The organism is Microvirga aerilata (assembly GCF_016743775.1).
Classification (GTDB): domain Bacteria; phylum Pseudomonadota; class Alphaproteobacteria; order Rhizobiales; family Beijerinckiaceae; genus Microvirga; species Microvirga aerilata.
The window spans coordinates 1-11,347 of the sequence record NZ_JAEQMY010000115.1; the positions used below are offsets into that span (position 1 = coordinate 1).

The window sequence follows — 11,347 nt, forward strand, 5'->3', positions numbered from 1 at the left end:
CTCGTGGGCAACCGCAACGAGTAAGGACGAGCGGAGCAGATGCTCCCCAAGCCCCGGCCGAAAGGCCGGGGCTTTTTTGTTTGGCGTCAGCCTTGCGCCGAACGGTAGCCGAAATAAGCGCTGGACACAGCCGCTACGGCGCAGACCAGAGCCACCAGCCCGAACCCTCCCGTCATCGCCGTTGCATAGAGATCCTGCAGGGACTCGGGCGCCGGGCCTGACGCTTGGGGCAGAGCGCCGAAGGTCGCCTGCGCGAAGAGATCCGCAGTCCCAGGGTCAGCCCGTGCGGCAGCCTGCCGGAAGCCGAACGTGGCCACGGCGCCAAGCCCAGCGACGGCCATGAGCCCTGCGACCCGTGAGATCGCGTTGTTGACGCCGGAGGCTACCCCGATACGGTCGTTGGACACGGCGTTCATGACCGTCGTCGAGAGCGGCGCGACCGTGATCCCCATGCCCAGTCCCATGAGGGCCATGACCGGCGCAACCGCAAGCCAGTAGTTGCCATGGGAGACGGCCGGGACGAGGAGTGCGAAGCTCACGCCCGTAACGACGGGCCCTGCCGTCAGCAGCATGCGCACGCCGATCCGGTCGGCCATCGCGCCGCCGAGCCCTGAGAGCAGGGCCATCATGATCGTGAACGGCAGAAATACGGAGCCTGCCTTGGCGGCGGAATAGCCATGAGCCTCGATCAGCACCATCGGCAGGAAGAACAGCGCCCCGCTGAGCGCAAAATAGAGCAGCAATGTCAGGGCGTTGACGTTGGCAAAGGCGGATGAACGAAACAAGCCGAGCGGCATCATCGCCGTAGCGGCCCGCTTCTCATGGAGGATGAAGACGCCCAGAACCACCACACCCATGACGGTCAGGAGGGTGGACAGCCCGCGATGGCTCCCCCTCTCGCCCAGAGCCGTCAACCCATAGGCCAGGAGGCCAAGGGAGGCTACGGCGAGGACAGCCCCCAGCCAATCCATGGCGGTGTCCTGCGCCACCGGACCCTCCGGAACATGCCGCCAGCACAGCCACAGCGCCACCAGGGCGACCGGGCCGTTGATCCAGAAGATCGTCTGCCATGGGCCGATGTCGATGAGCCAGCCGCCGAGAATCGGCCCGAGGGCCGCAGCGATGGCGGAGGCTGCGGCCCAGGTGCCGATGGCTTTGCCCCGGGTCTCGGCCGAGAAGTGGGCACTGATCAATGCGAGCGAACCCGGCACCAGCAGGGCGCCGCTGACGCCCTGGAAGGCACGGGCCGCGATCAGCATCCCGGCCGAACCAGACAGGCCGCACCACAGGGAAGTCAGTCCGAAGCAGGCAATGCCGATCATGAAGATCCGCCTGAGCCCATACGCGTCGCCGGCGGCGCCCCCCAGGAGCAGGAAGGCGGACAGGGTGAGCGCATAGGCATTGGTGACCCATTGCATCTCGGACAGGGACGCCTGCAGGCTCTCGCGCATCTGCGGAATGGCGACGGTAACGATGGCGCCGTCGGCAAAGACCATGCTGGAGGCCAGGATCGCGGTCCAGACCACATAGGTTTGCGCTTTGGACACGGAGGGCGGCTGCGTCCCGCCTGGGCTGAGCTGGTTCACGCGCAAGCCTTTCTCATGACGCCTCATGCTAATGCCGGAGCGAGGAAAAAAGACAGCCCTGCCAAACCCGCGTTCTATTCCCCCAGGGCTCGAACTTGCTTTAGAAAACCCGCATGAGCATTCTTCTGCGTCCTTCCGCCGAGTCCGACCTCGATAGCATCGCTGCGATCTACGCCCATGCGGTCGTCAACGGCACGGCTTCGTTCGAGCTTGATCCGCCGGACAGGGCGGAGATGGCCCGTCGCCGGGCAGCGGTCCTGGAGGGCGGCTATCCCTACCTCGTGGCGGAGCGCGACGGGGCGCTCCTGGGCTACGCCTATGCGGGCCCTTACCGCACCCGTCCGGCCTATCGGTCGACGGTGGAGGATTCGATCTACGTCGCGCCGTCCGCGCAGGGGCAGGGCGTCGGGCGCGCTCTCCTGGCGGCCTTGATCGAGGCCTGCGAGGCGCAGGATTTCCGCCTCATGGTAGCGGTCATCGGCGACGAGGAATCGCGCGGCTCGATCCGCCTGCACGGCAGCCTGGGCTTCCAGCCCGTCGGGGTGCTGAAAGGCGTCGGCTACAAGCACGGGCGCTGGCTCTCCACCGTGCTGATGCAGCGCCCCCTCGGGCGCGGCACGCAGGAGCCTCCCTCGCGCTCCATCGTCAAGGGCTAGTTCGACACCACCTTGGGCTTGTCGAGGACGCGCAGGACCCGGTCGAGCTCATGCCCGCGCTTGAGGATCAGGCCGGTCGAGACCACCACCGAATAAGCTCCCTGCTTCTTGGCGAGCTTGGGATCCTTCTCGATCCGGTAGAGGGGCATTTCCGACGTGCGCCTGAAGATGGAGAAGACGGCCTTGTCGGGCATGAAGTCGATGGCGTAGTCGCGCCACTCGCCGGCTGCCACCATGCGGCCGTAGAGATTGAGAATGGCCTGCAACTCGGCACGGTCGAAGGACACCTGTTTCGGCGCGGCGGGAAAAGGAACGATGTGGGCCGAGCCCTGCATCGAGCCGCCGCGCAGCGGCTCTGCGATGTCACCTTCGCTCATGAAGCCTCCCGTGAGTGATGAACAACATATCCCCATGATGGGCTTCGGCGGCTAAGGGTTCAACCCATCAGGACACAACGAATCACGGGTTCCCGCGCAAATCTTATTCCTGCCTCATTCGCGCCGTGAAGGAGCCTCACTGGATGCCGTTAATGCTCAAGTTGCCTCGACGGCCCGGCTCATCGAACGGCTCGGATACGTCAGCCCCCCAGCCCTCCAGGTCGTTTGGAGAGCCGGGCCACAACAGTCGAGACACAGGGCTGCCTCACGAGGCAGCCTTTTCTTTTGTCCAGAGGGCCGTGACGCCCTCCGGACCCTTCCTTATCCGACGCTCAGAACCCCGACAGCACGATCTTGCCCCGCGCCCGTCCGCTCTCGATGAAGGCGTGAGCGCGCTTGAGATTGGCGGCGTTGATCGGCCCGATCACCTTGGCCAGGGTCGTCCTGATCGTGCCCGCATCCACCAGGCGCGCGGCCTCGTTCAGGATATCGTGCTGCCGCTCCATGTCGGCGGTCTGGAAGGTGGAGCGGGTGAACATGGATTCCCAGTGGATCGAGACGCTCTTGCCCTTCAGCAAAGTGATGTCGAGGGGTGCCTTCGGATCGTCGATCAGGGCGAAGCGGCCTTGCGGCGCCATCACCTTGGCGATCTCCGGAAAATGGGTGTCCGTGTGGGTGATCGAGAAGGCGAAGGCCGGCGCGCCGATGCCCAGCGCCTCCACCTGCGCGGCAAGCGGCTGGCCATGATCGATCACATGATGGGCGCCGAGCTCCCGGCACCAGGCTTGCGTTTCCGGGCGCGAGGCGGTGGCGATCACCGTCAGGTCGGTCAGCTGGCGCGCCAGCTGGATCGCCACCGATCCGACACCGCCTGCGCCGCCGACGATCAGGATGGCGTTGGCTGCGCCCTTCACGGGACGGTTGATCTCCAGCCGGTCGAACAGGGTCTCCCAGGCGGTCAGCGTGGTCAGCGGAAGGGCGGCCGCTTCCTCGAATCCGATGGATGTGGGTTTCGATCCCACGAGGCGCTCGTCTACCGCGTGAAATTCCGCATTCGTCCCCGGGCGGGTGATGGCTCCCGCATAGTAAACCTCATCGCCCGGCTTGAAGCGGGAGACCTCTCCGCCCACCGCCCGGACGATCCCGGCGGCATCGAACCCCAGCACCTTCACGCCGCCCGGCTCCGGCTGAGCCCGCATGCGCACCTTCGTGTCGACCGGATTCAGCGACACCGCCTTGATCTCCACCAGGAGGTCCCGCGGACCCGGATCGGGGCGGGGCAGATCCACATCGACGAGGGAGGCGTCCTGATCGATGGGAAGGGATTGCTGGTATCCGACGGCGCGCATGGCTTGTCTCCTGTTGCTGGAGGCATAGTTGAGCAAGGTGTCAGGCTCCGCAAGAACGCACAAAAACAGCCCATAGTGTCAAAAAGGATACCGTGATGTCTCACAGGGCGATGGAGGGCACCGGATGCTCCGTCGAGCGGACGCTCAGCCTCATCGACGGCAAGTGGAAGATCGTCGTGCTCTACAAGCTGCTCAGGGGCACCTTGCGCTTCAACGAGCTGCGCCGCCTCATTCCTGCCGTCACGCAGCGCATGCTGACCCATCAGCTTCGTGAGCTGGAAGCCGACGGGCTCATCACCCGCACGGTCTACGCGCAGGTGCCGCCCCGGGTCGAGTATGCCTTGTCGCCGCGGGGGTGGAGCCTGGAGCCGGTGATCCTGGCGCTGAAACACTGGGGCGACGCAAACCTGTCGTCCTCCGAGGCCAAGGCAGCGTAAAGTGTCTGTGCAGTGCAGCAAGTTCGTGCTTCGATGTGCAGAATGGCACGGTTTTGTTGCGCAACATGCTGCTCTGTGGCAACGCTCCCGCAACAACGATAGCAGAGGATGCGCGCATGAAGCTGGAAACCCCGACCAGCGGAAGCGAACTGACGGCCGAGGCCGTCGCCGTGCTCGAAGCCGGGCACAAAGCCATTCCGCCGACCTTCGTGCGCGATCTGTACGGGCGTGTTCCGTCCGAGGATCTGGCGTCCTATTCACCGCAAACGCTGGCGGATCTGGCCGCGGAAGCCTTCGAGCATCTCAAGGCCCCCCGGGTCGGGGGCGGGGAGGACATCCGCCTCCTCGACCTTGAGATCGAGCGCGAGGGCCGCCGCCGGGACGTGACGGTGCTCGAGGTCGTCAACGACAACATGCCCTTCCTGCTCGACTCGACGCTCGCCGAGATCGTGGACCAGGGCTACGATCCGCTGCTCGTGGCGCATCCGATCCTTGCCGTGGAGCGCGATGCGGGCGGCGCCCTGGTCCGCCTCGTGGGCGAGGCCACCGCATCGACCCGGCTCGGCGTGAAGCGCGAAAGCTTCATCCATATCCATCTGCCCCGCATCGACGATGCGGAAACCCGCAGCCGCCTCATGGAAGGCATGCGGCGGGTTCACAAGGATGTGGCGCTGGCCGTCCATGACTGGCCGGGCATGCGCGCCCGGATCACCGAGATCGTCCACAACTACCGCCTCAACCCCCCGCCGCTGCCGGACGACGAGGTGAAGGAAGCCATCGCGTTCCTCGACTGGATCGCGCGGGACAACTTCACGTTCCTGGGGCTTCGCGAGTACCGCCTGCCGACCGGCGACGCGGCCGCCGATCCGGTGGATGGCTCCGGCCTGGGCCTGCTGCGCGACCCGAGCGTGCGCGTGCTGCGGCGCGGACAGGAACTGGTTTCCATGTCGCCGGAGATCCGCGCCTTCCTGGCGCGCCCGCAGGCGCTCATCATCACCAAGGCGAACGTCAAGTCCCGCGTTCACCGGCGCGCCCATCTCGACTACATCGGCGTCAAGCTGTTCGACGGCAACGGGCACCTGCAGGGCGAGCTGCGCATCGTCGGCCTGTTCACGGCCAGCGCCTACACCAACACCACGGGCGAGGTGCCCTATCTGCGCCACAAGGTGGCGAAGGTCATCGCCCGCGGAGGCTTCGATCCGTCGAGCTATGCGGGCCGCGCGCTTCTCAACGTGCTCGAGAACTATCCGCGCGACGAGCTGTTCCAGATCGACGAGGACACGCTCTACCGCTTCGCCATCGAGATCATGAACCTGTCGGAGCGCCCGCGGGTGAGGGCGCTCGCCCGGGCCGACGAGTTCGACCGCTTCGTGTCCGTTCTGGTATTCGTGCCCAAGGACCGCTACGACACCAGCGCGCGCATGCGCATCGGGCAGTTCCTCGCCAGCATCTACGAGGGCCGCGTGTCCGCCTCCTACCCGGATTACCCGGAAGGACCGCTCGCCCGCACGCACTACATCATCGGCCGCGACGAGGGGCGTACGCCCCAGGTCTCGCGCGAGACCGTCGAGAAGGGCATCTCGGCCATCGTCCGCACCTGGAGCGATGCCCTGCGCAACCAGCTCGAGGAATCCGTCGGCGGCGCACGGGCGCGCTCCCTGTCGACCCGCTACGCCGAGGCCTTCAGCGCCGCCTATCGCGAGGCCTTCGGAGCCGAGCAGGCGATTGCCGACATCGCCCTGCTGGAGCAGCTCTCGGAGGCTCGTCCCCGCGCGGTGGACCTCTACCGGCGCGAGGGCGACGACGAGACCCGCGTGAACCTGAAGGTGTTCTCGCTCAACATGGCGCTGCCCCTGTCGGACCGGGTGCCGCTGCTCGAAAATCTCGGCTTCCGCGTCGTGAACGAGCGCACCTATCGGGTGGCCTTCCCCGGCTCGGACCGGGTCTGGCTGCACGACATGACCCTGGAGCGCGCCACCGGCGGCGTGATCAGGATCGACGAGATCCAGGATCTCATCGAGGCGGCCCTGCTGGCCCTTTTCCGCGGATTGGCCGAATCGGACGGTTTCAACCGTCTGGTGCTCGAAGCGGGACTCGGCTGGCGCGACGTGGCCATGGTGCGGGCGCTCGGCCGCTACCTGCGCCAGATCCAGGTCACCTATGCCCAGGATTACCTTGCCGGAACGCTCGCCCGTCATGGGGCGATCGCGGCCGATCTCGTGAGGCTCTTCTATGCCCGGTTCGATCCGCGCAAGGAGGAAGGCCGGGCTGCGGCGGAGGCCGGCATCCGCGAGGCCATCGAGGATCAGCTGAAAGAGGTCACGAGCCTCGACGACGACCGCATCCTGCGCCGCTTCATCAACCTGATCGACGCCGCCATCCGCACCAATTTCTTCCAGCTCGAGGACAACGGCCTGCCGCGCCAGACCATCGCGTTCAAGTTCGAGTGCGCGAAGGTGGAAGGTCTGCCGCTGCCCAGGCCCCTCTACGAGATCTTCGTCTATTCGCCCCGCGTCGAGGGCGTGCACCTGCGCTTCGGCAAGGTGGCGCGCGGCGGCTTGCGCTGGTCCGACCGTCCGCAGGATTTCCGCACGGAAGTGCTCGGCCTCGTCAAGGCGCAGCAGGTCAAGAACGCCGTGATCGTGCCGGTGGGCGCCAAGGGCGGTTTCGTGCCCAAGCGGCTGCCCCCGGCAAGCGACCGGCAGGCCTGGCTCGCGGAAGGAACCGAGAGCTACCGCATCTTCGTGCGCACGCTCCTGCAGTTGACCGACAACATCGTCGGCGACAGCGTGGTCCCGCCCGCCGACACGGTGCGCTACGACCCGAACGATCCCTATCTGGTGGTTGCCGCCGACAAGGGCACGGCCACCTTCTCCGATACGGCGAATGCGCTTTCCATCGAGAAGGGCCATTGGCTCGGCGACGCCTTCGCGTCCGGCGGCAGCCAGGGCTACGACCACAAGAAGATGGGCATCACGGCTCGCGGGGGCTGGGAGGCGGTGAAGCGCCACTTCCGCGAGATCGACATCGACATCCAGACCACTCCGGTGACGGTGGCCGGCGTCGGCGACATGTCGGGCGACGTGTTCGGCAACGGCATGCTCCTGTCGCGGGCCTTGAAGCTGGTGGCGGCCTTCGACCACCGCGACATCTTCCTCGACCCGAACCCGGATCCCGAGACGTCGTTCAACGAGCGCGAGCGCCTGTTCAACTTAGCCCGGTCCAGCTGGCAGGATTACGACAAGGCGCTGATCTCCAGGGGCGGCGGCATCTTCCCGCGCGCCGCGAAGTCGATACCGCTCTCGGACGAGGTTCGCGCCCTGCTCGATCTCGACAAGCCGGAAGCCACGCCGGCCGAGGTGATGAACGCGATCCTTAAAAGCCGCGTCGATCTGCTCTGGTTCGGCGGCATCGGCACCTACATCCGCGCCGCCTCGGAGACCGACGAGCAGGTGGGCGACCGCGCCAACGATCCGATCCGCATCGCAGGGCCCGAGGTCCGCGCCAAGGTGATCGGCGAGGGCGCCAATCTGGGCGTGACCCAGCGCGGGCGCATCGAGGCGGCGCAGAGAGGCGTTCGCCTCAACACCGACGCCATCGACAATTCGGCCGGCGTCAACACCTCCGACGTGGAGGTGAACATCAAGATCGCCCTGACCGCCCCGGAGCGCGACGGGCGTCTCACCGAGGAGCAGCGCAATGAGCTGCTCGCCGACATGACGGAGGATGTGGCGGGGCTCGTCCTGCGCAACAACTACCTGCAGACCCTGGCGCTCTCGCTTTCCGAGCAGCGCGGGCCTGCCGATCTGGGCTTCGCGCGCCGGCTCATGCACATGCTGGAAGCGCAAGGGCGTCTCAACCGGGCGGTGGAATATCTGCCCGACGACAGCACGCTCGCGGAGCGCGCTCGCCGGGGCGAGGCGCTGACGCGGCCCGAGCTTGCGGTGCTTCTCGCCTACGCCAAGCTCTCCCTGCACGACGAGCTGCTCGAAAGCACCGTTCCGGACGATCCGTATCTCGCCAAGGAGCTGGAGCGGTATTTCCCGGCCGCGATGCGCGAGCGCTTCCCCGATGCGATTGCCGGCCACCGCCTGCGCCGCGAGATCATCGCGACGCAGCTTGCCAACGCCATCATCAACCGGGGCGGGCCGACCATGGTGGCCCGCCTGGTGGATCAGACCGGCGCGGATGCGCCCACCATTGCGGCGGCCTACGCGGCCACCCGCGACTCCTTCGGGCTGGTCGAGACGAACGCCGCCATCGATGCGCTCGACGGCGTCGTGCCGGGCCACGTGCAGTTGCGGCTTTACGGCGACCTGCAGGACCTGCTCATGAACCGGATCGTCTGGTTCATCCGCAACGTGGACTTCACCAACCACTCCCTCGACGAGATCATCGGCACCTACCGGGCCGGCATCGCCGAGGTCGAGCGCACCCTTCCCGACACGCTTTCGGCCGCGGCCCGAACCGCATGGGACGCGCGGGCGAAAGTGCTGGCCGATCAGGGTGTGCCTCGGGACCTGGCATGCCGGATCGCGGCGCTGCCCGATCTGGTGGCCGCGCCCGATATCGTGCAGACCGCGCAGAAGACGGACAAGCCCGTTGGCGACATCGCCAGCACGCACTTTGCTCTCGAGGCTTCGTTCAGCCTCGGCGCCCTCATCGGCGCGGCCCAGGAGATCAGCGTCAGCGACTACTTCGACCGCCTGGCGCTCGACCGTGCCATCGACAGCATCGCCTACGCCCATCGCGGCCTGACGGCGGAGGTTTCCTCCCAGGACCTGTCGGGAATCGACGCCGTGCGAGCCTGGGGCGACAAGCGGGGTGCGGACGTCAACCGGATCCGAAGCGCCGTGGACAGCATCGTGTCGTCCGGCCTGACCCTGTCGAAGATCATGGTGGCCGCAAGCCTCCTCGGCGATCTTGCCCGGACGAGCTGATCCAGCGCGAGCCCTCCTCCCCACAGGCCTCGGGCTCGCCCGAGACCTTCTCTCCTCCCCCTTGCGGGGAGGAGGTGGGGGTGCCGGCGCCACACGCTCATAGGCTATGGCTCACACCCCAGCCCTTGCCCTCCCCGCAAGGGGGAGGCAAACAGCCGGGGATCATCTTGCCGTCCGATGCGCGAGACGCACCGGAACATTCGGCAGCAGCGCGGGAAGCAAAGCCCAGTGAGAGACATCGACTCCCTCCCGCGTAACGCTTCACGGCCCGCGATCCTGGGTTGGCTCCTGTTCGACTGGGCCTGCCAGCCCTTCTTCACCCTTGTCACCACCTTCGTCTTCGCACCCTATTTCGCGTCGGCCTTGGCGCCTGACGCCGTCAGCGGGCAGAGCCTCTGGGGCTATGCGACAGCCGGGGCGGGCCTCGTGCTCGCCGTCCTGTCGCCAGTTCTCGGCTCCATCGCCGATGCGACCGGGCCGAAGAAGCCCTGGATCGCGGCCTGCGGGCTCGTGCTGGTGATCGCCTCCTTCGCCCTGTGGTACGCGGCACCGGGAGAGCCCCATGCCATCGCCGTCGCGCTCGTCGGCTTTGCGCTCGGCACGGTGGCGGTGGAGGTCGCGGGCGTGTTCAACAATGCCATGATCCCGCATCTCGTGCCGCCCGAGCGCTATGGCCGCCTCTCCGGCTCCAGCTGGGCCATGGGCTATCTCGGCGGCCTCGTCTCGCTCGTGATCGTGCTGGGCTTTCTGGCCGCCGACCCGGCCTCGGGGCGAACCTTCTTCGGCCTTGAGCCGCTGTTGGGGCTCGACCCCGCCTCCCGCGAGGGAGACCGGATCACGGGCCCGTTCTCGGCCCTGTGGTTTATCGTCTTCGTGCTGCCGCTCTTCCTGCTCACGCCCGACGTTCCCCGCTCCCCGGTCGGCTTGAGGGAGGCTGCCCGAAAAGGCGTGCTCCAGGTGAAAAGCACCATTGCGGATGCAAGGCGGCACGGGAGCGTCGGGCGCTTTCTTCTGGCCAACATGGTCTATCAGGATGCCCTCGTGGCGCTCTTCGCCTTCGGGGGCATCTACGGGGCCGGCGTGTTCGGCTGGCAGGCCGTCGAGCTCGGCATCTTCGGCATCATGCTCACCGTCACCGGCACCATCGGAGCGCTGATCGGCGGGCGGCTCGACGACCGCATCGGCGCCAAACCCGTCATCCTCGGATCGATCGTCATTCTCGCGCTCGTGTGCGTGGGCGTGCTGTCGCTGGGGCGCGAGTACGTTTTCTTCGTGGTGCCGACCGCGCCTCCGGCACCTGATGACGGCCTTTACGGCAGCGCGCCGGAACAGGTGTTTCTGGGGCTCGGGCTCGTCATCGGCTCGGTGGCGGGGCCGCTCCAGGCGTCCTCGCGCAGCCTGCTTGCCCGTCTCGTCCCGGCGCATGAGGCCGGACGCTACTTCGGGCTGCTGGCGCTTTCGGGAAAAGTCACGTCCTTCCTGGCCCCGCTGGCGGTGGCCGTCGCCACGGAGATCTTTCAGACGCAGGCCGCAGGACCTGCGGTGCTGATCCTGTTCCTGCTCACGGGCTTCTGGCTCCTGAGCGGCGTAAGGCGGGTGTGAGGCTGTTCTCCCCGGCGGCAAGGCCGGGAGGGGATTCCACCCACACCCCGAGCGCCATGGATTCCCTTCCCCTCCGCTGCGCTCCGGCCGGGAATGACACTGAGGGCGCAGCAGCGGGGGCAGAACCGCGAGGTCAGCGCCCCGCTGTCATCCCCGGCGAGCCGCAGGCGAGAGAAGGGGATCCATAGCCGCTGACGGCGCAGGACGAGCACAGCGGCCCAGCACCATCTCAAGCGCCAGCGCCATGGTTCCGGCTCCGTGTCTGCCCAGGCACGACAGGGCTGAGCCGGTACAATGTTCCACCTTTGTTCTTGACATCTGCTGCAACCTTAGCTATATCGTTGCACAGCCTGGTCCTGACGAGGGGCGCGCTCGCGAGGCGTCGCAGTGTGGGAGCAGG

At 67.0% G+C, this 11,347-nt stretch carries 7 protein-coding genes; 4 read left to right on the forward strand and 3 right to left on the reverse strand.

Annotated elements, in window-relative coordinates; translation table 11 throughout:
• Positions 1–86: 86 nt before the first annotated feature.
• On the reverse strand, positions 87–1,586 hold the full coding sequence (locus JKG68_RS28270; protein WP_312891014.1) for an MFS transporter: 1,500 nt from the start codon (positions 1,584–1,586) through the stop codon (positions 87–89).
• A gap of 113 nt (positions 1,587–1,699) precedes the next feature.
• On the opposite strand from JKG68_RS28270, the gene JKG68_RS28275 reads away from it, so the two are divergent.
• Positions 1,700–2,242, forward strand: a complete 543-nt coding sequence (locus JKG68_RS28275; protein ID WP_202065335.1) for a GNAT family N-acetyltransferase — start codon at positions 1,700–1,702, stop codon at positions 2,240–2,242.
• Here JKG68_RS28275 and JKG68_RS28280 read toward each other — a convergent pair.
• Both JKG68_RS28280 and JKG68_RS28285 read right to left on the reverse strand, forming a co-directional pair.
• Complete coding sequence (locus JKG68_RS28280) at positions 2,239–2,619, reverse strand: DUF2794 domain-containing protein (RefSeq protein WP_202065336.1); 381 nt, start codon at positions 2,617–2,619, stop codon at positions 2,239–2,241. The two genes, JKG68_RS28275 and JKG68_RS28280, sit on opposite strands and share 4 nt — an antisense overlap.
• 332 nt (positions 2,620–2,951) lie before the next feature.
• On the reverse strand, positions 2,952–3,968 hold the full coding sequence (locus tag JKG68_RS28285; RefSeq protein ID WP_202065338.1) for a zinc-binding alcohol dehydrogenase family protein: 1,017 nt from the start codon (positions 3,966–3,968) through the stop codon (positions 2,952–2,954).
• Positions 3,969–4,063: 95 nt separating this feature from the next.
• On the opposite strand from JKG68_RS28285, the gene JKG68_RS28290 reads away from it, so the two are divergent.
• From JKG68_RS28290 to JKG68_RS28300, 3 genes are all read left to right on the forward strand, one after another.
• Entirely contained in the window at positions 4,064–4,405 is a 342-nt protein-coding gene (locus tag JKG68_RS28290; RefSeq protein ID WP_202065340.1) for a winged helix-turn-helix transcriptional regulator, read from the forward strand.
• A 116-nt stretch (positions 4,406–4,521) separates the two neighbouring features.
• Positions 4,522–9,345 (forward strand): NAD-glutamate dehydrogenase, encoded by a 4,824-nt coding sequence (locus JKG68_RS28295; protein WP_202065345.1) that lies wholly within the window; start codon positions 4,522–4,524, stop codon positions 9,343–9,345.
• A 177-nt stretch (positions 9,346–9,522) separates the two neighbouring features.
• Positions 9,523–10,947 carry an MFS transporter gene (locus JKG68_RS28300; protein ID WP_202065347.1) on the forward strand — a complete coding sequence of 475 codons (1,425 nt, stop codon included), beginning with the start codon at positions 9,523–9,525 and terminating at the stop codon, positions 10,945–10,947.
• Positions 10,948–11,347 lie beyond the last annotated feature (400 nt).